The sequence below is a fragment of the Streptomyces sp. NPDC055099 genome, assembly GCF_053607685.1.
In genome coordinates this window covers 201,538-226,243 of the sequence record NZ_JBSGUA010000004.1, presented here as the reverse complement: position 1 = coordinate 226,243, position 24,706 = coordinate 201,538, and the positions used below count along the sequence as shown (strand labels likewise).

At 70.2% G+C, this 24,706-nt stretch carries 20 protein-coding genes; 14 read left to right on the top strand and 6 right to left on the bottom strand.

Annotated elements, in window-relative coordinates:
- Positions 1 to 41 precede the first annotated feature (41 nt).
- Together ACWFRU_RS12430 and ACWFRU_RS12425 are read right to left on the bottom strand one after the other, a co-directional pair.
- Positions 42 to 692, bottom strand: a complete 651-nt coding sequence (locus ACWFRU_RS12430; RefSeq protein ID WP_453686087.1) for a hypothetical protein — start codon at positions 690 to 692, stop codon at positions 42 to 44.
- A 68-nt stretch (positions 693 to 760) separates the two neighbouring features.
- Positions 761 to 1,867, bottom strand: coding sequence for a methyltransferase (locus ACWFRU_RS12425; protein ID WP_453686086.1), 1,107 nt, complete (start codon positions 1,865 to 1,867; stop codon positions 761 to 763).
- Positions 1,868 to 2,047: 180 nt separating this feature from the next.
- Here ACWFRU_RS12425 and ACWFRU_RS12420 point away from each other — a divergent pair, with 180 nt between their 5' ends.
- The 5 genes from ACWFRU_RS12420 (at position 2,048) to ACWFRU_RS12400 (ending at position 7,106) form a co-directional block, all read left to right on the top strand.
- Positions 2,048 to 3,040 (top strand): GlxA family transcriptional regulator, encoded by a 993-nt coding sequence (locus tag ACWFRU_RS12420; protein ID WP_453686085.1) that lies wholly within the window; start codon positions 2,048 to 2,050, stop codon positions 3,038 to 3,040.
- A gap of 91 nt (positions 3,041 to 3,131) precedes the next feature.
- Entirely contained in the window at positions 3,132 to 3,761 is a 630-nt protein-coding gene (locus ACWFRU_RS12415; RefSeq protein WP_453686084.1) for a cysteine hydrolase family protein, read from the top strand.
- A gap of 146 nt (positions 3,762 to 3,907) precedes the next feature.
- On the top strand, positions 3,908 to 3,985 hold the full coding sequence (locus tag ACWFRU_RS12410; protein WP_370443954.1) for a 50S ribosomal protein bL37: 78 nt from the start codon (positions 3,908 to 3,910) through the stop codon (positions 3,983 to 3,985).
- Between the two features lie 127 nt (positions 3,986 to 4,112).
- Positions 4,113 to 4,523: a VOC family protein gene (locus ACWFRU_RS12405; RefSeq protein ID WP_453686083.1), complete on the top strand. Its 411-nt coding sequence runs from the start codon at positions 4,113 to 4,115 to the stop codon at positions 4,521 to 4,523.
- 180 nt (positions 4,524 to 4,703) lie between these two features.
- Positions 4,704 to 7,106, top strand: coding sequence for an ATP-binding cassette domain-containing protein (locus ACWFRU_RS12400; protein ID WP_453686082.1), 2,403 nt, complete (start codon positions 4,704 to 4,706; stop codon positions 7,104 to 7,106).
- A 507-nt stretch (positions 7,107 to 7,613) separates the two neighbouring features.
- Here ACWFRU_RS12400 and ACWFRU_RS12395 read toward each other — a convergent pair.
- The gene (locus tag ACWFRU_RS12395) at positions 7,614 to 7,904 is read right to left on the bottom strand and encodes a hypothetical protein (protein ID WP_453686081.1); all 291 of its coding nucleotides are present in this window, start codon (positions 7,902 to 7,904) and stop codon (positions 7,614 to 7,616) included.
- Between the two features lie 289 nt (positions 7,905 to 8,193).
- Here ACWFRU_RS12395 and ACWFRU_RS12390 point away from each other — a divergent pair, with 289 nt between their 5' ends.
- The 5 genes from ACWFRU_RS12390 to ACWFRU_RS12370 all read left to right on the top strand — a co-directional run bounded on the left by ACWFRU_RS12390 (position 8,194) and on the right by ACWFRU_RS12370 (position 16,957).
- The gene (locus ACWFRU_RS12390; RefSeq protein WP_453686080.1) at positions 8,194 to 9,726 is read left to right on the top strand and encodes an alpha/beta hydrolase; all 1,533 of its coding nucleotides are present in this window, start codon (positions 8,194 to 8,196) and stop codon (positions 9,724 to 9,726) included.
- A 266-nt stretch (positions 9,727 to 9,992) separates the two neighbouring features.
- Complete coding sequence (locus ACWFRU_RS12385; RefSeq protein WP_453686079.1) at positions 9,993 to 11,156, top strand: ATP-grasp domain-containing protein; 1,164 nt, start codon at positions 9,993 to 9,995, stop codon at positions 11,154 to 11,156.
- Positions 11,157 to 11,266: 110 nt separating this feature from the next.
- Entirely contained in the window at positions 11,267 to 14,008 is a 2,742-nt protein-coding gene (locus tag ACWFRU_RS12380) for an alpha/beta fold hydrolase (protein ID WP_453686078.1), read from the top strand.
- A 14-nt stretch (positions 14,009 to 14,022) separates the two neighbouring features.
- Entirely contained in the window at positions 14,023 to 14,985 is a 963-nt protein-coding gene (locus ACWFRU_RS12375; protein ID WP_453686077.1) for an NAD-dependent epimerase/dehydratase family protein, read from the top strand.
- Position 14,986: 1 nt separating this feature from the next.
- Positions 14,987 to 16,957, top strand: coding sequence for an aminotransferase class I/II-fold pyridoxal phosphate-dependent enzyme (locus ACWFRU_RS12370; protein ID WP_453686076.1), 1,971 nt, complete (start codon positions 14,987 to 14,989; stop codon positions 16,955 to 16,957).
- 6 nt (positions 16,958 to 16,963) lie between these two features.
- On the opposite strand, the gene ACWFRU_RS12365 is transcribed toward ACWFRU_RS12370, so the two are convergent.
- Entirely contained in the window at positions 16,964 to 17,410 is a 447-nt protein-coding gene (locus tag ACWFRU_RS12365; RefSeq protein ID WP_453686075.1) for a hypothetical protein, read from the bottom strand.
- 91 nt (positions 17,411 to 17,501) lie between these two features.
- On the opposite strand from ACWFRU_RS12365, the gene ACWFRU_RS12360 reads away from it, so the two are divergent.
- A complete protein-coding gene (locus tag ACWFRU_RS12360; RefSeq protein ID WP_453686074.1) occupies positions 17,502 to 19,283 on the top strand; it encodes a carbamoyltransferase family protein in 1,782 nt (593 codons plus the stop codon).
- A 15-nt stretch (positions 19,284 to 19,298) separates the two neighbouring features.
- Here the strand turns inward: ACWFRU_RS12360 and ACWFRU_RS12355 are convergent, their stop codons facing one another.
- Positions 19,299 to 19,970 (bottom strand): hypothetical protein, encoded by a 672-nt coding sequence (locus tag ACWFRU_RS12355; protein ID WP_453686073.1) that lies wholly within the window; start codon positions 19,968 to 19,970, stop codon positions 19,299 to 19,301.
- A gap of 194 nt (positions 19,971 to 20,164) precedes the next feature.
- Between ACWFRU_RS12355 and ACWFRU_RS12350 the strand changes: the two genes are divergently transcribed.
- Together ACWFRU_RS12350 and ACWFRU_RS12345 are read left to right on the top strand one after the other, a co-directional pair.
- Positions 20,165 to 21,643, top strand: coding sequence for an esterase (locus ACWFRU_RS12350; protein WP_453686072.1), 1,479 nt, complete (start codon positions 20,165 to 20,167; stop codon positions 21,641 to 21,643).
- A 110-nt stretch (positions 21,644 to 21,753) separates the two neighbouring features.
- Positions 21,754 to 22,563 (top strand): SDR family NAD(P)-dependent oxidoreductase, encoded by an 810-nt coding sequence (locus tag ACWFRU_RS12345; protein WP_453686071.1) that lies wholly within the window; start codon positions 21,754 to 21,756, stop codon positions 22,561 to 22,563.
- On the opposite strand, the gene ACWFRU_RS12340 is transcribed toward ACWFRU_RS12345, so the two are convergent.
- Entirely contained in the window at positions 22,560 to 23,699 is a 1,140-nt protein-coding gene (locus ACWFRU_RS12340) for a hypothetical protein (protein ID WP_453686070.1), read from the bottom strand. The genes ACWFRU_RS12345 and ACWFRU_RS12340 overlap by 4 nt on opposite strands.
- Positions 23,700 to 23,860: 161 nt before the next feature.
- Between ACWFRU_RS12340 and ACWFRU_RS12335 the strand changes: the two genes are divergently transcribed.
- Complete coding sequence (locus ACWFRU_RS12335; protein WP_453686069.1) at positions 23,861 to 24,706, top strand: aldo/keto reductase; 846 nt, start codon at positions 23,861 to 23,863, stop codon at positions 24,704 to 24,706.

Sequence of the window (24,706 nt, the reverse complement as noted above, 5' to 3'; positions counted from 1 at the left end):
GGATAGGGGCGTCGGGCTTTCCGCGGGCCCGCCGCTCCAGGTCAGCCGGTGATGGCTCCGGTGTACTCCGGGAAGTCCAGGTTCGCGGCCTCGCTGCTGCGCTGCACCGTGACGATGATCTTCTTGCCGTACTTCGTCTCCAGCACGTTGTCGTTGGTCTTCGTCGCGGACACCCCCGGGGCCAGGCGCCCTTCGAGCGGTTCGGATCCCTTCTCGAACGCGGTCTGGGAGGCCTCGCCGCCCTTCGTGGCGCCTTCGACGATGAGGGAGAGGTCGTCGAGGGCGACGGCGGACTTGCCGGAGTTCGTGAGCTTCAGCCGCACACGGAAGTCGGTGTTGCCGGGCTCGGCGGACTCCATCAGTTCGGCGTCGTGGTCCGTGAACACCTTCGCTTCCACGACCGACACCTTCAGGCCGTCGGGCCACGTGTAGGACTCGCCGAACTTCAGGCCCGTCGCCTTCTCCTCGGCTCCGTCCGCTTCGGCGCCCGCGCCCTCGTCGGAGCAGTGCTTCGTCCAGTCGGCCTGACTGATGTTCTCGTCCGCGCAGTCGACCTCCTTCGAGGCCGAGCCCTTCGAGTCGTCCGCCGACTTCGAGTCGGCCTTGTCGCCGTCCCCGCCATCGCTTCCGCCGCACGCGGTCAGAGCGGCCAGAAGCATGGCGGCCACGGCCGCGGTTGCGCGAACGCGCATATGTCCCCCCAAAGTTGAGCCAGGCGGAACACGGTAGATCACCTGCGGTTGAAACGTGGAGTACGTGATCAGGTCGTGACGCGTGTCGCCGTCGCCTCGAGCAGACAGAACGGTTCCGCCCGCGGCAGCGGGGACACGGAGGTGAGGGTCAGGTCCGCCCTGCGGCACAGGTCCTCGAAGTCGGGGCGCGTGCGTTCCCTGCCGCCCACGTTGACCATGATGTTGAGGTCGGTGAGATACGTGAGCCCGGCGGTCTCCGCGTCGACGACCTCGGGCAGCACCGGCTCCACGATGAGCACGCGTCCCGACGGCGGCAGCACCTCGCGGCAGTGGCGCAGGATCGCGACGGCCTGCTCGTCCGGCCAGTCGTGCAGGATGCTCTTCATCAAGAAGGCGTCGGCGCCCTGGGGAACCGAGCGGAAGAAGTCCCCGGCCGCCAAGGAGCAACGCGTGGTGAGCCCGTGGCGCTCCAGCGTCGCCGGAGCCTGGGCCAGGCCCTCCTCCGTGTCGTAGATGACGCCGGTCAGGGAGGGGTGTTCGCGGAGCACCGCGCTCAGCAGGGTGCCGTCTCCGCCGCCGACATCGGTCACGGTGGTGAAGCGGCCGAAGTCATAGGCGTGCGGCAGGACGGCGGCGGTCGCCCTGACCGCCTGGCTCATGGCCGCGTTGAACTCCGCGGACAGTTCGGGGGACTCCTTGAGGTGGGCGAAGAAGTCCTTCCCGAAGATCGCGTCGAACGCGACGTCACCGGTCCGGACGCTGTCGTCCAGGTGCTCCCAGGCGCGCAGCATCGTCGGCTCGGTGAACATCCGGACGAGCGAGGTGATCGAGTCGGGGCGCCCGGGGACCAGCGTGGCGCCGGCGGGGGTCACCGAGAACGAGCCCGCGGTGTGTTCGCGCAGCAGCCCGAGGCTGGCCAGGGCGCGCAGCAGCCTGGTCATGGGCTGGGGGCGCGCCCCGGCCTCGGCGGCCACCTCGGCTGCCGAGCGCTCCTTGTCGCCGATCAGCTCCATCACCCGAAGCCGGACGGCCGCGCGCACGGTCTGGGCGGCCAGGCTTCCGAACACGAGCTGTGCGACCAGCTCCCGGACGCCCTCGTTCCGCACGCCTTCGTTCCGGACGCTCTCGTTCCGGACGCTCTCGGAGTCGTTCGTCGTGGTGTCGTCGTACGCCATCGTCGCTTCCCTTCGGCTGCTGCTGAAGCCCCTCGGTCCTGTCCTGCGCCCTCAACCTTGCCGAGGCGGGAAGCGGCTGTATTGGACGAATGTTCCCTCCTGGACACGGCCGGACGGGATGTCCGGATGTGACAGAGAACCGTCATTGCGGCCATCGGCCGACGCCGTGAGGATGGGGGCATGCCCATTCCGCACCGTGTCGTCATCGCGGTCTTCCCCGACGTCGACCTCCTCGACGTCACAGGACCGGCCGAGGTCTTCGCCCTGGCCGGCCGGGAGACCGCGGGCCGCGCCGGCTACCAGGTCCGCCTCGCGGCACCGGTCGCCGGTGAGGTCCGTACGTCGGCCGGGGTGCGGCTCATGGCCGACCTGAGTTTCGACGAGGTCCGCGGCCAGGTCGACACCCTCCTGGTGCCCGGCGCGGTCGACATGACCGACAAGGGTCCGGTCGCCCGCATCGACGCGGACGTCGTGGACTGGGTGAAGGCGACCGCCCCGCAGGCCCGCCGGGTGGCTTCGGTGTGCGTGGGCGCGCACGTGCTCGCCGCGGCCGGACTCCTCGACGGGAAGACGGCGACGACCCACTGGTCGACGGCCGCCCAGCTCGCCGCCGAGCACCCGGCCGTCGCCGTCGACCCCGACCCCATCTTCGTGCGCACCGACCGGGGCCGGTTGTGGACCGGGGCCGGGATCAGCGCCTGCCTGGATCTCGCCCTGGCGCTCGTGGCCGAGGACCAGGGCGAGGACGTGGCCCTGTCGGTGGCCCGGCAACTGGTCATGTACCTCAAGCGGCAGGGCGGCCAGAGCCAGTTCTCCGTGCCCCTCAGCCGCCCTGCCTCCGCCCGCCGTGACATCGACGAACTGCGGCTGTGGATCGCCGAGCACCTCGACGGGGACCTGTCGGCGGCGGCACTGGCGGCCCGGATGTGCCTGAGCGAACGCCACTTCGCCCGGGTGTTCAAGCAGGAGACGGGCACCAGCCCGGCGGACTACGTGGAAGCCGCCCGCGTCGAGGTGGCGCGCCGTCTTCTGGAGACCACCGACCGACCGCTCGACCAGGTCGCGACCGCCGCCGGGCTCGGCTCGGTGGAGACGCTGCACCGGGCGTTCAACCGGCAGCTCGCCACCACCCCGGCGGCCTACCGCCGCCGCTTTCGCATCCAGCCCAGCTGACCCCACCACCCCCCCCAGCACACAAACACGCAGGCACACAGGCGAGCCCCGCGGCTTCGCCATGCCTCATTCACGAAAGGTTCCTCACCTCATGAGCACGCACACGAACCAGCCCTCCACCACCCTGCGCGCCGTGATCGGCCTGGACGACCAGCCGCCCCGGCTGAGCGAATCCGCGCTGATCCTGATCGACTTCCAGAACACGTACCGCACCGGCGTCATGGCACTGAACGGCGCCGAAGAGGCCCTCGCGGCAGGGGCCCGCCTCCTGGAGCGCGCCCGTGCCGCGGGCACCCCGGTCGTCCACGTCCTCAACGACGGCGGCGAAGGCACCCCTTACGACATTCGCGCGCACATCGGGGCCATCAGCGACGAGGTGGCCCCGGTGGTGGGCGAGGCCGTCGTGGTCAAGCAGTTCCCCAACTCCTTCCACGCCACCGATCTGGAGAAGACGCTGGCCGGTCTGGGCATCGCCCCAGGCACCGGCAAGGACCTGGTCCTCGCCGGCTTCATGACCCACATGTGCGTCAACTACACCGCCCAGGGCGCCTTCAACCTCGGCTACCGCCCCACCGTCGTCGCCGAAGCCACCGCCACCCGCGCGCTCACCGCCCCGGACGGCACCGTCCTGCCCGCCGCCGCGCTCCAGAGTGCCGCGCTGACCACCATCACCGACCTGTTCGGCACCGTCGTGCCCACCGTCGAGGCGCTCCCTGCCTGAGTGAGGGGGCCTGTGGGGCGCGGGCTGCCACAAGTGGTGCACATCGTGTCGTAGGACACGTCATTACCCGGCGTCGTCCTGGGTAGGGAGTGCATGATCGCCTGGGCTCGCGCCCGGGAAGCAACACCGGAACCACGGAGGTACCCATGTCCTCGAAGCGACGTCGCAAGAAGAAGGCCCGCCGCAAGAACGGCGCGAACCACGGCAGCCGCCCCCAGTCCTGACGACGGGCGCGGCGATCGGGGGCGGCACCATCCGGTGCCGCCCCCGAAGCACGTCCTGAGCGGTCAGGAGCGGACCGGTCAGGAATCGAGAAGCGCCGGCCCCCGGGCCGCGCCTAGCGTGAAATCCATGGACGTCACCATTCACGCGAGCTTCCTCCCGCACAACGACCCGGACGCCTCCCTGGCCTTCTACCGCGACTGCCTGGGCTTCGAGGTCCGCCACGACGTCGGCTACGACGGGATGCGCTGGATCACCGTCGGCCCCGCGGAACAGCCCGGCACCTCCATCGTCCTGCAGCCCCCGGCCGCCGACCCCGGCGTCACCGACGCCGAGCGCCGCACCATCGACGAGATGATGGCGAAGGGAACCTACGCCGGCATCCTCCTGAGCACCGCCGATCTGGAGGGCACCTTCGCGCGGCTGCGGGCGAAGGACGCCGAGATCGTCCAGGAGCCGACCGAGCAGCCCTACGGCGTACGCGACTGCGCCGTCCGCGACCCCGCGGGAAACATGCTCCGCATCCAGGAGCTGCGCTGAGGGCCGCCGCCCCGCGATCGCGCGCTCCGATCTGACGCCGCCAAGCGGAAGGGCAGCGACCCGTTGCCGCGATCACGCCGACGAAGTAGAACCTGACGTAGTGCTCGACGAAGATCGGATCGAGCCAGGCGACAACGACGGAGACCGCGCGGGCGGCTCCGCCCGACAGATGGAGAGACCATGAGCCCGGCCAAGAGAAAGACCACGCAGTCGCCTGCGCTCCACGCCGCCGACAGCCACGACCTGATCCGTGTGCACGGCGCGCGTGTGAACAACCTCAAGGACGTCAGCATCGAGCTCCCCAAGCGACGCCTGACGGTGTTCACCGGCGTCTCCGGGTCGGGCAAGAGCTCACTGGTGTTCAGCACGATCGCCGCGGAGTCACAGCGGATGATCAACGAGACGTACAGCGCCTTCGTGCAGGGCTTCATGCCGACGCCGGCGCGCCCCGAAGTCGACGTGCTCGACGGCCTCACGACCGCGATCATCGTCGACCAGCAGCGGATGGGCGCCGACCCCCGCTCCACGGTCGGCACCGCCACCGACGCCAACGCGATGCTGCGCATCCTCTTCAGCCGGCTCGGCAAGCCGCAGATCGGCCCGCCCAGCGCGTACTCGTTCAACACCGCGTCGGTCCGGGCGAGCGGCGGGATCACCGTCGAACGCGGCGAGGCCAAGACCAAGACCGTGAAGGCGACCTTCAACCGCACCGGCGGCATGTGCACGCGCTGCGAGGGCCGGGGCTCGGTCTCCGACATCGACCTCACCCAGCTCTACGACGACTCCAAGTCGCTCGCCGAGGGCGCGTTCACGATCCCCGGCTGGAAGTCCGACAGCCAGTGGACCGTGCAGGTCTACGCCCAGTCCGGCTTCGTCGACCCGGACAAGCCGATCCGCAAGTACACCAAGAAGGAACTGCGGGACTTTCTCTACGGGGAGCCGGTCAAGGTCAAGGTCAACGGCGTCAACCTCACCTACGAGGGGCTGATCCCCAAGATCCAGAAGTCGTTCCTCTCCAAGGACAAGGAGGGGATGCAGCCGCACATCCGGGCCTTCGTGGAGCGCGCGGTCACCTTCACCACCTGTCCCGAGTGCGACGGCACCCGGCTCAGCGAGGGGGCCCGGTCCTCGAAGATCAAGAGGATCAGCATCGCCGACGCCTGCGCCATGGAGATCCGCGACCTCGCCGAGTGGGTCCGCGGCCTCAAGGAGCCGTCCGTGGCGCCGCTGCTCACCGCGCTGCAGCAGACCCTCGACTCGTTCGTGGAGATCGGCCTCGGCTACCTCTCGCTCGACCGGCCCGCGGGCACGCTGTCGGGCGGCGAGGCCCAGCGCGTCAAGATGATCCGCCACCTCGGCTCCTCGCTCACCGACGTCACGTACGTCTTCGACGAGCCGACCATCGGCCTGCACCCCCATGACATCGAGCGGATGAACAAGCTCCTGCTCCGTCTGCGGGACAAGGGCAACACGGTGCTCGTCGTCGAGCACAAGCCCGAGGCCATCGCGATCGCCGACCACGTCGTCGACCTCGGACCCGGCGCCGGAACGGCGGGCGGAGCCGTCTGCTTCGAGGGCACCGTCGACGGGCTGCGGTCCAGCGACACCGTCACCGGCCGCCACCTCGACGACCGGGCCGCGCTCAAGGAGACGGTGCGCGAGCCCACCGGCACGCTGGAGATCCGCGGCGCCACCCGCCACAACCTGCAAGACGTCGACGTCGACATCCCGCTCGGGGTGCTGTGCGTGGTCACGGGCGTGGCGGGCTCCGGCAAGAGCTCCCTGATCCATGGCTCCGTCCCCGCGTCCGCTGGGGTGATCTCGGTCGACCAGGCGCCGATCAAGGGCTCGCGGCGCAGCAACCCGGCGACGTACACCGGCCTCCTCGATCCGATCCGCAAGGCGTTCGCCAAGGCCAACGACGTGAAGCCGGCTCTGTTCAGCGCCAACTCCGAGGGCGCCTGCCCGACCTGCAACGGCGCGGGCGTCATCTACACCGACCTGGGGATCATGGCCGGCGTCGAGTCCCCTTGCGAGGACTGCGAGGGCAAGCGGTTCCAGCCCGCGGTGCTCGAATACACCTTCGGCGGACGGGACATCAGCGAGGTGCTCGCGATGTCCGTGGCCGAGGCCGAGACGTTCTTCGGGGCGGGCGAGGCACGCACCCCGGCCGCGCACAAGATCCTTGAGCGGCTCTCCGACGTGGGGCTCGGCTACCTCAAGCTCGGCCAGCCGCTCACCACGCTGTCCGGCGGCGAGCGCCAGCGGCTCAAGCTGGCCACCCACATGGCGGAGAAGAGCGGCGGTCAGCAGATCTTCGTGCTCGACGAGCCGACGACCGGTCTGCACCTCGCGGACGTGGAGCAGCTGCTCGGGCTGCTCGACCGTCTCGTCGAGTCGGGGAAGTCGGTCATCGTCGTCGAGCACCATCAGGCGGTCATGGCGCACGCCGACTGGATCATCGACCTCGGTCCCGGTGCGGGGCACGACGGCGGCAAGATCGTCTTCGAGGGCACGCCCGCGGATCTCGTCGCGGACCGCTCCACGCTCACCGGCGAACACCTCGCGGCATACGTCGGGTGACCACCGGGCCGGGCGGAGAGTATGGACGGACGAGGTTCCGCGTGGCCGACTCGCACCGATCTGTCACTCAAACGTGTGTCGCACTTTCAAGAGCGACACTGACGCCGAGGGGCGGCGTTGAATGGGTGCGAGCACCAATTCGAGCACCGCGCCCAGACGATCCATGGAGTCAGTGATCTGTCTCCACGCTCCATCAAGCCCGTGGCATGCGTATGCCGCGGGCTTCATGCCGGACGCGGGCGAATTCCTGAAGTGCCGGGAGCGGAAAGGATCGTTGGACTGCGCATGAGCGATGCGGGGAACGGGGTCCCTTCGCCGCGGCCGCCCCGTGCCGAGACCAGGACCGGCGGCGGGGGGGCTGTTTCGCAGTCTCCGATCTATGACGCGCTGGTACGTGAGTGGCAGGCCCAGGACCGTGAGGTACCGCGTCCGCCGGCCCCGCGCTCACGCTGGGAGCGCGTCGACCCGCAGGACCTCTTCCACCGGGGCTGAGCGCGCCGTGCGGCGTCACGTGAGCGGCGTCGCCGGTTGGGCGTGGGTGCTGAGCCAGCGGCAGATCGCGAGGGCGACGGTGTCGTCGAGCGTGCTCAGCGCGTCGATGGCCCTGGCGTCATCGGGGTGGGGAGGAATCCCGGCCGTGGTGAGCGTCGCGTGCAGGCTCAGGCGGTGGCGGTCGCGGGGCGTGAGAACGGCCGGGGCGGTCATGTCCAGACGCTGCGCCGGGTCGGGCGGAGGCAGCAGGAAGTCGGCCTCCGCGTCCCAGTCGACGGTCGGCAGGATGGTGGCGGGTGAAGTCATGGCGGCTTCCTCACGACGTGCGGGCGATGCTGTGTCGGTGAGGAAGCGGCCGGGCGCCCTTCTGGTTGCACCGGGCCCGACACGACACCCGAACGCGGTAATCGCCGGGCATCGAGCCATATGAACTGCTTACGGGGCCCGTTGAGCGCTCCTACCAACGGAGTAGACGCAACCCCCTGGCATGGCACGTGAGTTGGAGAAGTTTCGGGCCTTCCGGATGAGTCGCGGGACAGGCGCACCAGGACAAGATCGCTCATGTCCCGCAATGTCCATGGGAAGGATCGTTCGCATGCAAAGACGACCGCTCGTACCGCTGTTGGCGGTGAGCGTGATGGCGGCTCTGGCGCCCGGCCTGGCCGCGGCCCCGGCCGCCGCGAGTCCATCGGCCCGCTCGGCGCCCGCCGCCACGGCAGCCGAGGCCCTGCGTCCGTACACCCAGCAGAAGCCGGTCTGGGGGCGGTGCGGTGACGGCACCCCCGCCGCCCTCCGGTGCGCGACCCTGAAGGTTCCGCTGGACTACCGCGCCCCCGGCGGCAAGAAGATCGACATCGCGATATCCCGGCTCAGGACCAGCGCCCCCGGCAAGCGCCACGGCGTCCTGCTCTCGAACCCCGGCGGCCCGGGCGGTCCCGGCCTCGAGATGCCGCTCGAACTGGACCGGCATCTGCCGCAGCGGGTGAAGGACCGGTACGACCTCATCGGTTTCGACCCCCGGGGCATCGGCAGGAGCACACCCGTCCGGTGCGGCCTCAGCGCCGAGGAGAACACGCTGCTGCGTCCGCTGCGGACGTTCGAGAAGAACGTCGTGTGGGCCAAGTCCGTCGCGGACAAGTGCCGTTCGAAGGAGGGGGACACCCTTCGGCACATCACCACCCGCAACACCGCGCGCGACATGGACGTCCTGCGGGCGGTCCTGGGCGAGCGCAGGATCTCGTACTACGGGGTCTCCTACGGCACGGCCCTCGGCGCCGTCTACATGCAGCTCTTCCCCCGGCGGGCCGACCGCTTCGTCCTGGACAGCGCCGTCGACCCCAAGCGGATGTGGCGCGAGATGTTCCGGGTCTGGGCCAAGGAGGCGGAGCCGGCGTACGCGCGGTGGGCCCGGTGGACCGCCGCACACGACGCGACCTACGGCCTGGGCGACACACCGGCCGCGGTGAGCAAGAGCTTCTGGGACGTGGTCGCCAGGGCCGACCGGGACCCCATCGTCGTCGACGGAATCCCGCTCGACGGCGCCGGTGTCCGGGACCTGGTGCGGGCGGAGTTCTTCACCGTCCGTCACGCGGCCGAACGGGTCATGCGGCTGAAGGAGGCAGCCGGTGGCGGCGCGCGGGACCTGAACCTCGCCGAGCCTCCCGAAGAGCCCGACATCTCGGCCGCCATGGCCGTGGTGTGCGGCGATGCCTCCTGGCCCGGCGACCCCGAGACGTACCGCAGGGACTCGGTCAGGGACGCGGCGCGCTATCCGCTGTACGGGGACTTCGCCGCGGGCATCATGCCGTGCGCCTTCTGGGACAAGCCCGTTGAGCCCGCCACCGAGGTGAACAACAGGGTTCCGGCGCTGATCGTGCAGAACGAGTGGGACTCGCAGACCCCGCTGCTCACCGCGCGCGCCATGCACCGCCAGTTGAAGGGCTCGCGCATGGTGACGGTCGACGAGGGCGAGGGCCATGGCGTCTACAGCACGAATCCGTGCGCGGATGCCACTGCCGACACCTATCTGGCCACCGGTAAGCTCCCGGCTGCCGACGTGACATGCCGGGCGACCCCGGGCGAGCGTCGCGCCGCGTCCCCGCTCCCGGCTTCAGGGCCCCTCGGCTGACCGCCGGAATCACGTTCTGACAGCGCCCGGAGCGGGCGGCGCCGATTGTCTCCCGCTCCGGGTCAATGTGCCTGTTCCGGTGGAATTGTGATCCGTGGAGCTGCGGCGGAATGAATCATTCCATGCCTATTCGACTAAAGCTTTACTTGTGAGTTAAATCACATCTCGCCAAGCAAACGATCATGATTATGCATATCCACACGGCTGTTACCCGTGTGACAGGATGCGACGAGTTGGTTGGCTAGCTTTAATTCGGGGAGACAAGCATGCCGACGATGATTGTCATCGGTTACAGGGAGGACCTGGACCACGTTCTCCGGTGCAGGGGCCTGGAGCCCTGCTATATCGTGCAGGCGCCTTCCGCCGCCCCGAAGGGGCGACGCTTCAAGCGGGTCGCCGACATCGAAAACATTCAGGAAGTATGGCGGGCTGTGCTTTCCGCACAGGTCGGTGATGTGGCAGGAGTGCTCACCGTCCATGAAATGGGTGTATTCAGCGCCACCTTTCTTCGGCAGCAGCTCGACCTCCCCGGAAACGTAGACTCAAGGGTCGCCCTGAATTTCCGGGACAAATATCTCCAGAAGAGCAAGCTGCCGCCGCACGTGCGGCGGGCGCGCTGTCGATACGTATCGAAGGACACCTCGTTCCTGGAACTCTCCAGGGAATTGGGTGACGTCTTCGTCGTCAAGCCGGCGATCGGAGCCGGTTCACTGCGGACGAGCATCGTGCGTACTCCCGAAGAGCACGCGCGGGCCCTGGAGCTGTTCCCGGGCCAGTCGGACGTCGAGATCGTGGCCGAGTCCTTCGTCGACGCCCCCGAGGTCTACATGGACGGCATCTGGAGGAACGGCCGTCTCCAGTGGTCGTCCATGAGCAGCAACCACATCTCGCCGCTCAGCGCCGTACAGGGCGGCATCCTGTCCGCGCACATCCTGGACCGCAGGCTGCATCCGGACCTGTTCCGGCAGGCCGAGGAGCTCGCCGGGGAAGCGCTCGGCGGCCTCGGCGCACCGGACTGCGTGTTCCACCTGGAGGCCTTCGCGCGAGAAGCCGGGCTGACGTTCGGCGAGTGCGCCATCCGGCTTCCGGGAGCGCTCTCCCCGCAGGTCAATCAACTGACCTTCGGCGTCGACCTCTTCGACGTCGAAATCAGCCTCGCGCTCGGTGAGGAGCCGACGCGCATCCCGGACGGCCAGGTGCCCGACCGGTTTTACGGATACATTCTCCTGCGCCGCTCCGGCGACGACACCTTGACCCAGCAGGATTTCGAGCGCAACTTCTCCTTCGACGAAATCAGATACCCCTTGTCGCCCGACGCGTCGATCGGCCCGTACGGCCGATTCGGGCAGGCGATCGTCTCCGACCCGGACGAACTGAAGCTGCAGAAGACGATCGACGAGATCGTGCGCTTCAACGAGGTCGGCGCCTGACGGTATCCGCCCACCCGCAGGCGGTTTTTTCAAGAAGACCTGGCCCGAGTTCTCGAGTCGCATCGCATCCCAGCGATGGTGCTTTTCTCTGATCGGAGGTCGTCACCCCTATGCCGGATCAACGTCATGCTTCGACGCTCCCGCAACTGCTCGCGTATGCGGCCCGGGACACCACGCGAGGCATCACCTTCATCGGCGGGTCATTCCTCTCGTACGCCGAGTTACGGGAATGTGCTTGCCGCATCGCCCAAGGACTGCGGAACCACGGCACCGCACCGGGTGAGCGGGTGTTGATTTCCGCCCACGACCCCGAGAATTTCTTCCGCGCTTTCTGGGGATGCGTCCTGGCCGGCGTCGTACCCTGCCCGGTCGCACCGCCCGCCGATCCCACCCGGTGGCGTACGCAACTGGAGCACCTGCGCACGCTGCTGGCCGACCCGCTGGTGATCCTCTCCAAGGACGCCCAGGGCGACCTGCCCGACGTCGGTCTGCGGGCGGTGACGGTGGAGGAGCTGAGCCACGCCGCGGCCGACGACGACCAACTCCACGCGCCCGCCCCGGACGATCTCGCCGTGCTGATGCTGACCTCCGGGTCCACCGGATCGAGCAAGGCGGTCAGGCTCACCCACGCCAACCTCCTCGCCGCGCAGGCCGGGAAGGCGGGGGCGCTGGACCTGGGGCCCGACGACACGTCGCTGAACTGGATATCGGCCGACCACATCGCCGCGATCGAGGCGAACCTGCTGCCGATGTTCAACGGAGCCGACCAGGTCATGGCGACTCCGGCCACCGTGCTCGCGGACCCGGTCGAATTCCTCAGGCTGCTGGCCGCCCACCGGGTGAGCGTGACGTTCACGCCCAACTTCCTGTTCGGGCAGATCAACCAGGCTCTCGCGCAACGCCCGCTGCCGCCAGGTGAGGTGGACCTGTCGCGGGTGCGGCACATCATCTCCGGCGGCGAGGCCACCGTGACCGGCACCGTCCGGGCGTTCCTGGACGGGCTCGCGCCCCACGGACTGCGCGAGGACGTGATCGTGCCCGCGTTCGGCATGACCGAGACGTGCGCCGGCAGCGTCTTCAACCGGGAGTTCGCCGCCCGGGACCTGGACACGGAATTCCCTCCGCTGGGCCGCCCCGTGCGAGGCCTGCGCATCCGCATCGTGGACGGCGACGGCACGGTCCTTGCCTCCACCGACGGGCCCATCGCCGCGGACGGCTCCGGCGAGGTGCAGCTGCGCGGCACGATGGTCACCGACGGCTATCACGGCAACGCCCAGGCCACGGCGCAGGCCTTCACTCCCGACGGCTGGTTCCGCACCGGAGACCTGGGGCGTCTGGACCCCGAGGGCCGGCTGACGCTGGTCGGCCGCACGAAGGACTCCGTCATCGTGAACGGCGTCAACTACTACAGCCACGACCTGGAGGCGGTCCTCGACGAACTGGACGGCGTGCGGCGCGGCCACGTCGCCGCCTTCCCGATCCGGCCCGAAGGCGCCGATTCGGAGCAGCTCGCCGTCGCGTTCGTCCCCGCGGGCGACCCCGCCGACGACGCGGCCGTGTACCGGGCCCTGGTCGCGATCCGCAGCTCCACGGTGATGCACTGGGGCTTCAGGCCCCAGCTGATCCTGCCCGTCGCCGAGGCCGAGATACCCCGCGGCAACCTCGGCAAGATCCAGCGGTCGCGGCTGCGGGCGGCCGTCGAGGCGGGCGGCCTGGACGCCGCCAAGCGCCGCTCCGACGAGGTGAGCACCCGCTTCCTCGGCGATTACGTGGCGCCGCGGGGCGACGTCGAGAGCACCCTGGCCGACATCTACGCCCGCGTCCTGAACACCCGGAGGGTCCCGGCGACCGCCAGCTTCTTCGACCTGGGCGGCACCTCGCTCGACGTGCTGCGGCTCAAGCTGGAGATACAGACCGAGTTCGGCATCGACGACGTACCGATGTCCACGCTCCTCCAGGCCCCCAGCGTGCGCGCACTGGCCGGCCGCCTGACCGCCGCACGGGGCGCCGGCGGAGACTCCGCCTACGACCCGTTGGTGCCGCTGCAGGTCACCGGGGACGGCACGCCGCTGTTCTGCGTCCATCCCGGCCTGGGGGAGGTGCTGGTGTTCGTCAACCTCGCCAAGTACTTCACCGGCGAGCGGCCCTTCTACGCGCTGCGCGCCCGCGGCTTCGGGCAGGGCGAGAGCCACTTCGCGTCGTTCGACGAGATGGTCACCACCTACGTGGAGGCGATCCGGCGGACCCAGCCGAGCGGACCGTACGCCGTGGCCGGGTACTCCTACGGCGCGGCCGTCGCCTTCGAGATCGCCAAACGCCTCGAGGCCGACGGTGACGAGGTCAAGTTCGTGGGCGTCTTCAACCTGCCGCCGAGTATCTCCGGCCGCATGAACGAGATCACCTTCACCGACGGCGCGATCAACCTGGCACTGTTCCTGGAGCTGATCGCCCCCGCCGACATCGAGGGACTGACCGCGACCCTGCGCCCGCTGCCCGAGGCCGACCAGCTCGCCCACCTCGTCGACCACGCGCCCAAGCGCCGCCTGATCGAACTCGACCTGACCGTGGAGCAGTTCACCACCTGGGTGTACCTGGCGCAGAACATGGTGCACCTGGGCCGCACCTACGAACCCTCGGGAACGGTCCAGGACGTACGCGTCTTCTACTGCACCCCGCTCAAGGGCACCAAGCAGGAATGGCTGGACGGCCAGCTGCGCCACTGGGACGACTACACGCGCGAACCCAACCGGTACATCGAGGTCGACGGCGAGCACTACACCCTGATGAGCCCGCAGCACGTACAGACCTTCCAGGCAACCTTGCGGCACGAACTGAGCCAGGCGCTCGGCTAAGGACGGACACAGGAATGCACGGCAAGAAGATTCTCGTCACGGGTGGCACCGGGCAGGTCGCGATGCCTGTCGCCGAAGCGCTCGCAGCGGACAACGAGGTGTGGTGCCTGGGCCGGTTCGGTGACCCGGACGCCCGCAAGGCCCTGGAGGAGATGGGCGCGCACACCTTCACCTGGGACATGGCCACCGATGAACTGACCGGCCTGCCCGGCGACTTCACCCACGTACTGCACTCGGCGGTGCATCGCGGCGACGGCAAGGACTTCGCGGAGACCGCGCGCGTCAACGCCGCGGGCACCGCACGCCTGATGACGCACTGCGCCACCGCCGAGGCGTTCTTGTACGTCTCGTCCGGCGTGGTCTACAACCGGGCCGACCGCACCCATCGCTACCGCGAGGACGACGCCGTGGGCGGCGCGGTGCCCTGGCTGCCGACGTACCCCGTCGGCAAGCTCGCCGCCGAAGGAGTGGCGCGGGGCCTGGCCGAAGCGCTCGGACTGCCGACGGTGATCGCCCGGCTCAACATCGCCTACGGGCCGTACGGCCACGGCGGCGTCCCCATGATCCTGTTCCGGCAGATGCGCGCCGGACAGCCGTGCGCGGTGCCACGGCAAGGGCAGAACCACTGCAATCTGCTGCACACCGACGACCTCGTCCGGCAGGTGCCGCTGCTGTGGGGCACGGCGCGGACGCCCGCTCGGGTGGTGAACTGGGGCGGGGACGAGGAGGTCGGCATGACCGACCTCCTCGAGTACATGTCCGCGCTCACCGGCGTACCGCTCCAGCTGGACCGCAGCGACTACAGCCGTGAGACCGCGATCTTCGACCACGGCCTCCGCCGGGATCTGATCGGCGACTGCTCCGTCGACTGGAAGGCCGGCATCGCCCGCACCCTGGCCGAACTGTTCGAGGAGTACCGCGACCGCATCGAGGCCCACGCCGGCCCGTACGCGACGGCGCGAGGAGGGGAGCACTGACATGCGCAGGCCCATGGACACACAGGCGCTGCAGGAGGCGCTCGGTGCCGCCCTCGGAGGACGCGAACCGGTGGGGGCCCTGGCCCGGCTGGTCTCAGGAGCGGGCGCTTTCGGCTCCTTGAGCCCCGAAGCTCTGGGGCGCCCCACCCTGATCGGCGGCGCGGCCCTCTACCACCCGACCAGCCCTGCTCCCTCCGCCCACGCCGTGGAGGAGCTGGTGCGCCGCGCCAAGGCGCTGGACGTGCGGCAGATCCTCGTGCCCAACGTGCGCCGCACCGACGACTCCCGCACGCTGCGCGCAGCCGGCTTCGTTCCCCTGGCCGCCGATTCCGAGTGCGTCGTACGGCTGACCGGGGACGTGGACGAAGTGCTGCGCGCCCGCGTGGGCGGCGGGCGCCAGCGCGCCCTGCGCCGCCGCCATGAGACGCTCTCCCGCGACCTCACCTGGGAGCGCGTCCGCCTGAGCGACCTCGGCGGGGCGCCGTGGGCGCGCGATGCCTTCGTACGACTGCACCGGCGCCGGGCGGAGCGCAACGGCGGCGGCCACAACCCGTACAACGCGGCGGCCCTCGACGCCCTGGCGGGCGGCGCGTTGGCGGACCGCACGGACATGCTCGTGCGCCGCCAAGGCGACACCGTCGTCCAGGTCGCGCTCACCGCCAGGTCCCACAACGGCCGGGGGCTCTACCACCTGACACAGGCCACCGATCCCGACGCCTACGATGCCGAGCCGGGCGATCTCCACGCCGCGGCCCTGTACGGGCTCTACCTCGACGCCAGGCGCTCGGGCCTGCACTGGGTCCACCTCGGCCCGGGGGACGCCGACGACAAGCGCCGCCTCGGAGCCGACCTGTTCATCCCCCTCGACCATTGGCTGCGCGCAGAGGACAGCACGGTGCCGGAGACCGCGGGGGCGGAGCCGGAGCTGTCGCGCTTCGCGGCTCCGCCCGTCGCGACCGTGCCGGTCCCGGGCCCGGCACGCGCCCGCCGGCAGCCACGGTTCGACACCATCGACCTGTCGGGCAACACCAACCCGTTTTTGGGCGCCGCGGGCCAGTACCCCCATCTCGACACGGCGGAACTCGCCCGCACCTACCTGGGCACGATCTCGAAGCTGCCCGGCCACGCGGGCGCGGACGCCCTCACAGAGGACCATCTGCTGTTCTCCAGCGGTTCGGTCGACGGCGTCATGCTGCTCCTTGCGGCACTCGCCTCACCCGGCGAGAGCGTGTGCGTCACGCCGCCCACCTTTCCGCTCTACGCCCACTTCGCCCGCCTGCTGCGCCTGCCGCTGGTCGAAGTGCCCCTGCGCGGCGACGACGTGTGCGAGCTCGACACGGAGCGAATCCTGGCCGCCGATCCGCGGGTCACCATCCTGTGTGATCCGAACAACCCCGTGGGGACCAGGCTCGACCCGGAGCGGGTGCGGGCCCTCGTCACCGGCACAAGGGGCCTTGTCGTGATCGACGAGGCGTATGTCGAGTTCAGCGAGAAGCCCTCGTACGCCGGTCTCGTCGCCGAGCACGACAACCTCATCGTCCTCAGGACGCTCTCCAAGGCCTGGGGGCTCGCCGGCGCGCGGTGCGGGATCGCCCTGGCGCACCCCGGAATCATCGAGGCGCTGCGGCGGGTGCAGGTGCCCTTCGGGTTCACCGACGCGTCCCAGGCCGCCGTGCGGGACCGGCTGACCCACTCCCGCCGGGTGCTCGCCAGCATCCGGCACATCCGGGCCGAGCGCGACCGGATGGCCGGGTTGCTGGCCGAACACCCCGCGGTGGAGCGGGTGTTCCCCTCGGAGGCCAACTTCCTGCTGGTGCGGCTGCACAAGCACGAGCGCGTCATGGAGCAGTTGCACCACGCGGGGATCGTGGTCGCCGACGTCGATTTCCTCATCCCCGCCACCTGCCGCGTCTCCATCGGCAACCGGCGCGCGAACGACGCGCTGCTCGCCGCGCTCTCCGCCGCCCTGTGAGCGGGATCAGGTGGCGGCGGGATCATCCGCCAGCGGAAGGGGCTTGTTGGCCCCGTCTTTTATCTCGACGACCAGGAACGACAGCACAGCGTCGCCGATGTTTTTCAGGTCATGGAGGTGATAACCCTCCTCGGTGAAGCTGAAATGCTGGGTCTGCCCGCGGACATACGAGATCTCCCGGCTGCTGCCGTCGCTCGCGTGCTGGCGGGCCAGACCATCGGTGAGCGCTGTCCAGGAATAGTCAAGTACGTGCCGGTGAACGGGAATGCGTTCTCCCGGCTGGAGATGTGTTTCCCAGATGCGCGCCGATTCGGTCTCTTTCACCAGCGTCTGGCCCACGCGCCCGTTCTGGGTGTTGGTCTCGAATTCCTTGTGCAGCGGAGGGCTCCAGCGGTCGAAGCCTTCGGCGACGACTGTGCTGGTCAGGGGAGTTGCGGAAGAATTGCTGCCCACGAACGGATCCTTTCGGTCACGGGTGTCCGGCCCAGGTTATGACCGCCTGAATTGCAGTGGCAAGGTGTTCCGACAAGGAGGATGAAAGCCCGTGATCGTGCTCGGTTACAACGGATTCACCAGGGGTGCGGAACTCTTCGGACGTCTCTACGGGGCGACCGGTGTCGGTCGGAATCTTCTGGTGGGGCATGACGCTGCGGCTGCTTTGTCCATCGACGGCGAAGTGGTCGCCGCCGTCGAGGAGGAACAGCTCAGCCGCGTCAAGAAAACCTCCGATTTCCCGGCCGACGCGATCAGATGGTGCCTGGAATCCGCCGGAGTCACACTCGACCAGGTCGACGTCGTCGCTTTCCCCTGGCGCTTCTCGCCGACCGTGGCGGAGGAGATGATCGCGAAGATATGCGACTGCGACCTGCCGGTGGCCGAGAAGTTCGACTCACTGCGGCGCACGGGCGAGCTCTACACCGGGATGCTCAGCCGCGAGGCGGTGTACGACGACTTCGTCCGGCGCACCGGCCACGCGCTGGACCCCAACAAGCTCACCCTGGTGCCGCATCACCTGGCCCACCTCATGTGCGGCGCCTACCTGGCCGGCGGGGGAGACGCGGCCTTTCTGGTGAGCGACGGCCGGGCCGAGACGCTCTCCTCCGTCATGGGCGAGCTGCGCGACGGCGTGGTCCACCTCTTCGACGAGGGCACCGTCGACATGGCCAGCTCGCTCGGTGTGGTCTACGGACGAATCACCCGCTATCTGGGGTTCGTGCCCAACAACGACGAGTACAAGGTCATGGGCCTGGCCGCCTACGGCCCGTCGCCCCAGCACAACCCGCTGCTCGAACGTGTCGTGCGCCTCCACGAGGACGGCTCGTACACTCTGGCCGTCCCGGCGGACGTCGGGGCCTATTACGCGCTCTTCGACGAATTGTTCGGCGGTGACAGCGAGAAGCGCGAGGAGTTCGACTTCCGGGTCAAGGTCGCCGGGTTCGCCCAGCACATGGTCGAAGCCGTCACCGCCCACCAGGTGCGGAAGCTGACCGCCGCCTCCAGCCTTGACACGCTGCTCTTCGAGGGCGGCCTCGCGCTCAACTGCGTGGCCAACACGAAGATGCTGCAGCGGTCGTCGTTCACCGGCATGGAGGTCAGCTTCGGGGCCAGCGACCCGGGCGTCGCCATCGGCGCGGCCGTCCACGCCGCCGGTCTCAGGAACCGGCCCGCGGACGCGGTCACCACGCCCTACCTGGGACCCTCGTACGACGAACGGCAGATCCTCGCCGTGCTGGGGGAGTACGCGGACCGTGTGGAGTGGCAGGAAGAGCCCGATGTCTCCGCTGCCGCCGAGAGGACGGCAGAGCTGCTCGCCGGGAAGAACGTCGTGGGCTGGTTCCAGGGCCGTGCCGAGTTCGGGCCGCGCGCCCTGGGCAACCGCAGCATCCTCGCCAACCCGGCCTTCCCCGACATCAAGGACATCATCAATCTTCGGGTCAAACACCGGGAGCCCTTCCGCCCGTTCGCGCCGGTCGTCCTCGCGTCCGAGGCGCCCCGCGTCTTCGAGATGGGCAAGAAGACCTCGTCCCCGTACATGACGTTCGTCTTCCCGGTGCGCGAGGAGTACCAGGAGCGGATCCCCGGCGCCTGCCACGTGGACGGCACGGCGCGCGTCCAGACGGTCGACGACCGGCAGAACCCCGCGCTCGCACGGTTGTTGCGCGCCTTCACGGCGAGGACGGACGTGCCCTGCCTGCTCAACACCTCGTTCAACGTGGCCGGAGAGCCGATCGTCTGCTCGCCGCGGGACGCGCTGGAGTGCTTCCTCGCCACCGAGATCGACCACCTGGTCATCGACCGGTTCGTGGTCACCAAGAAGGCCCGCTGACCCGCCGGGCGCCGCTCACGCCTTCTCGTACCAGCCCAGCGCCCCGCCACCCTCGGACGGGTCGAAGGACTGGTGCAGCGCCACCAGCGCGGCCACCACACGCGGGTCCAGGTCCTGGCCGAGCACCCGGTACTCGTCGGCCAGACCCCGGAAGACGAGCCGCGCCCGGCGGGACGCGTCGCGCCAGATGATCCGGCGCGGGGCACCGAAGCCGCCGTCGCCCTCCCCCAGAAGCGAGGTGATGCCCCACACCAGGCTGAGCGGCAGGCCGACGGGCCACCACAGGACCCACCACACCAGGCGGCCCTGGTAGCCCAGGAGCGCGGGCCCCGCCACGGGCTCCACGGTCCATCGAGCGCGGCCCAGACGCAGCAGGGGGCGGCGCCGGAAGGTGATCCTGGCGAGCGGGGCGCCGCCCGCGTCATCGACGCGGTAGACCGCGGGGCGACCGCTCGCACGGGTGCCGAGCGGCTGCTCGGTGCTCACCCGCACGACCGGCGCCCGGCCGTCGGGAACGATGTGGAAGGAACGCAGCGAGCGGCGGGGGTCCCGCTCATGCCCGGCCGGGTCACGCCAGAGGCGGCCGAACGCGTCGTCGGCGCCGTGCCGTTCACCGCCGCCCCAACCGGCGACGACCGGCGGATCCGTCGCGTACGCCACCCGGAAAGTCACTCGGTTCTGGGGCACGCGTTGTCTCTCCCGTTCTGCGGCGTTCTTGTCGCGGCCATGATCCCAGAGGAATGACACGCCCCGCTTTTGGCCAGGAGGTCGCGTACAACCCTTGTGCCCCATCCGGTGTCGAACAGGGCGCCGGACAAGGAACGGGCCCTTTCCGGACACCCTCGCGCCTGCCCGGCCACTTTCCTTCTCAGGAGCCGCTCGTGCGCAAGAACCGTTCGGCCGCCCTCGCCGCGGCCTCATTCCTCCTTCTCAGCGGAGCCGGCATCGTCGCCGCCCCCTCCGCCGTCGCCGGCACCCCCGGGGGTACGCACGCCGACGACCGCAACAGTGACTTCAACGGCGACGGATACGAGGACGTGCTGGTCGGAGCCCCGGGGGCGACGGTGAGCGGGCACAAGGGCGCCGGTCTCGTCACCGCCCAGTACGGCTCCTCCAGAGGCATGAACACCACCTCCGTCGACCGGTTCAGCCAGTCGACGGCCGGTGTCGCGGGCGCCGCCGAGGCGGCCGACGGCTTCGGGACGGCCGTCGCCACCGGTGACCTGGACGCCGACGGCTTCGACGACGCGATCGTCGGCATCCCCGGCGAGGACATCGGCGACACGGCGGACGCGGGCGGGGTGGCGATCCTGTGGGGCTCGAAGGACGGCCTCAGCGGTGACGCCAGCGACTGGCTGGAGACCCAGGAGCCCACCCAGGGCGAGCAGTTCGGCCTGAGCCTGGCCGCCGCGCACCACACCGACGAGACACCCGGCGACATCCTCGCCGTACTGGACCGCGACGACCTGGAACTCTTCGCGTACGACGCCGCGCCGCAGGCCGATGGGCAGGCCCCGCTGCGGCGCCAGGAGACCAAGCGGCTCGCCGCGGCGGCCGAGGAGCGCGACATCACGCCGAAGTCGCTCACCACCGGCGACTACGACAACAACGGATACGCGGACCTCGTCGTGTCCGGCGTGACGGTGGGCGACGAGCCGGGGCACGGCTGGTCCGCGTACTTCTCGGGCAACGCCGACGGCCTCAAGTACGAGCACGACCTGCGCGGCGGACCCGTCGCCGCGTCCGGCGACATCAACCACGACGGCTTCGACGACCTGGTGACCGGCGAGCCCAACTCCCCGGACGACGGGGGCGAGACGCAGACCGGCGGCCTGGTCGGCGTCCGCTACGGCGACGCGGGCGGCCTCAAGGACGAGGCCAAGTGGTGGACGCAGGACAGCGTGGACGTGCCCGGCGTCGCCGAGCGCGGCGACGCCTGGGGCGCCGATCTGTCCGTGGCGGACACGAACGGCGACGGATACGCGGACGTCGCCATCGGCGCTCCCGGCGAGGACATCGGCACGGTCGCGGACGCGGGGGCGGCCTGGGTGCTGCGTGGCTCCGAGCACGGCCTGACGGGGGTCGGCGCCAAGTCGTGGGACCAGAACTCCACGGACATCCCCGGCGCGGCCGAGAAGGGCGACAAGTGGGGCGCCCAGGTGCGCCTGACGGACCCGAACAGCGACGGCCGCTTCGGTCTCCTGGCCGCCGCACCCCGCGAGAACGCCGGTGACGGCATCGTGTGGGTCCTGTCCGCGGGCTCGGGCGGCATCACCGCGTCCGGGTCGTGGACCTACGGCGCGGAGTCGCTGGGCGCGCCGGGCACGGGCGCGGCGTTCGGCGCGGCGATCGACGAGTAAGGGCCGACGGCCCGCGAGGGCCCTCGGGCAGGTCGACCGAACACGGTCGTGAGCGGCCTACGTATGATCGCGGCCAAGTGCTCACGACCGTGTTCGGAGGCTGAACAGACATGACGGAGAGCCGAGTTGTCGTCGTCACGGGCGGCGGAACGGGCATCGGCGCCGCCACCGCCCGGCAGCTGCGTGCTGCCGGGCACCGCGTCGTCGTCTCCGGACGGCGCCCCGAGCCGCTGCACCGCCTCGCCGAGGAGACCGGTGCGCTGGCCCACCCCGCCGACACGGGTGACCCCGCGGAGGTCACCGGCCTTGTCGATGCGACCGTCGAGGCCTACGGCCGCATCGACGGGCTCGTGCTCAACGCCGGGGTCGGGCGCAGCGGGGCGGTCGGCGATCTGTCCGACGAGGACTGGGACGCCGTGCTGCGCACCAACCTGACGGGCCCCTTCCTGCTGATGCGGGCCGCGCTTCCCCATCTCCTGGAGGCGCGCGGCTCGGTGGTCGCGGTCGCCTCGGTCGCCGCGCTGCGCAACGGCGTGGCCAACGCCGCGTACGCCACGTCCAAGGCGGCGCTGCTCCAGCTGTGCCGCTCCCTCGCCGTCGACTACGGCAAGGCCGGACTGCGCGCCAACACCGTGTGCCCCAGCTGGGTGCGCACCGAGATGGCCGACCGGCGGATGACCCGGTTCGCCGAGGAGGCGGGCCTGGGGGACGGCGGGGCCGACGCGGCGTACGACGAAGCGACCCGGCTCATCCCGGCGGGACGGCCGGGGCAGCCGGAGGAGGTCGCCGAGGCGATCTCCTGGCTGCTTTCGCCCGCCGCCTCCTTCGTCAACGGCGCGACGCTGACGGTCGACGGCGGGGTGACGGCGGTCGACCCCGGCACCTCCGCCTTCGACTTCGGCATCACGCCGAGGGCCTAGGGGCCTTCTCCGAAGCGTTCCACGCGGAGCTGGGCGGGTGGGTATGGCGAGAAGGAGGTCGTGCCCACCGACCAGTGGCCGCCGTCCGTGCCGGGGATCGGGGCGATGGCCTGGGGCAGGAAGGTGGACGGCGTCTCCGGCCCGCGTTCGCTGAGCCAGGCCGCCCCGTCCCAGCGCAGGTAGTGGGCGCGCTTCTGATCCCAGAAGTCCCAGCCGCAGATCCGGCCCGGCTGCCCTGTGGCGTCCCCCGCGATGCCGCTCAACAGGCCGACGGTGAACGGCGCCTGGACGTTGGCCCACTGGGCGCCGTCCCAGTGCTGCAGTGTGACGCCGGGCGGTTTGCCGGGCGGTCCGCCCACGCCGTACGCGAATCCGGTGAGCCAGATGTCGTCGTGCGCGACCGGGAGCAGTCCCGTCACCGAGGCCCGGATGCCGAGCGTGCGGGGCACCACCGTCCAGGCGCCGTCCCAGCGGGCGATGATGTCGCCGTAGACCCACACCTCACCGCCGGGCGTCACATGGACGCCGGTCGGCGTGGGCGCGGCCTCGTCCGGCAGCGGCCGGCACCAGCGCCACGTCGTGCCGTCGCCGCACATCAGGCCGGCGCGGTCACCGTGCCGCCCCGAGACCCAGAACCGGCCGTCGGGGGCAGCGGTGACGTCGGTCAGCCGTGTCCCTGGTTCGCCGCGTCCGGGAAAGTCCGTCTCGCGCCAGGTGGTGCCGTTCCACGCGAGGAGCTGGTCGTGCCCGGCGGTGTCCGTGCCGAGGGCCCATGCGGTGCCGTTGGCCGACGTGCCGTCCGGTGAGGCGGCGACCGCGCGGAGTCCGCCTCTGTACGTCAGGTGGGAGAGGTCGGTCCGTGACCAGGCGGAGCCGTCCCAGCTGAGGGCGAGCGGGGTGCCGAGCGTGCCTCCGTAGCGGCCCTGTTCGCCCACGGCCCAAGCGAGTTGGGGGCCCGCGGCGGTGACCGCGAGGAGGTGGGCGGCCTCCTGAGCGGCCGGCGCGGCGACTTGCTGCCAGGCCGCGGCCGCAGTGGCGGTGGCGGGTCGTGCGGTGGCGGCGCCGGCTAAGGGGATGGGCAGGGTCAATCCCGCGCCGGTGAGGGCGAGGCCGCGGACAAAGACTCGTCTTCGCATGAAGAAACCCTTCTTGGGGCTTGAGACCTTTTGGGAGGCAACACCCTGAACCGGGCGTCGTGGGCCGTCAATGCACCGGGGTGCGCAATTCCCGGCGGGACGGGCGGGAACTGATCACGCAGTCGGTTCGTCGTCGATGTGACGAGGGGGAGACACGACACATGACAACGAGCACCTTCCGCATCGGCGGCGAGATCCCTGTCGGTCGCATGGGGTTCGGGGCGATGCGCCTCGCGACCGAGGCCGGAGCGGCCAGGAACGCTTCCGTCGTGGTGGCCCGGCGGGCCGTCGAGCTGGGCATCACGCTGATCGACACGGCGTTCATGTACGGATGGGGCGCCAACGAGGAACTTCTGGCCGAAGCGCTGTATCCGTACCCCGACGACCTGCTCATCGCGACCAAGGTCGCGATCGAGCGCACGAGTCCCGGCGAGGAGGCGCGGACCAACGGGCGGCCGGAGTTCCTGCGTGAGCAGGTCGAGCAGGCCCTGCGCCGACTGCGCGTCGAGCGGATCGGACTCCTCCAGATGCACCGACTCGACCCGAAGGTGCCGCTCGCCGATCAGCTCGGCACGCTGCGGGAGTTCCAACTCGACGGAAAGATCGGCCACATCGGCCTGTCGGAGGTCACCGTCGACGAGCTGCACGAGGCGCGGCAGATCGTCGACGTGGCGAGCGTGCAGAACCGCTACAGCGTGCTGGACCGGGAGCACGAGGCCGTGCTCGAAGCCTGTGACGCGGCGGGGATCGCTTTCCTGCCCTGGCGGCCGGTCCACCCGGCGGCCTCGACCGGAGCGGCCGAGATCGCGGCCGTCGCGGCCGAAGTCGACGCCACCGCGGCGCAGATCGCGCTGGCCTGGCTGCTCCACCGTTCGCCGGTCGTGCTGCCGATTCCCGGCACCGCCTCGCTCGACCACCTTGCGGAGAACGTCGCAGCGGCCGACATCCGGCTGAGCGCGGAGCAGCGAGAGCGGCTCGACCGGATCACGCTCCCCGCGCGGGGCTGA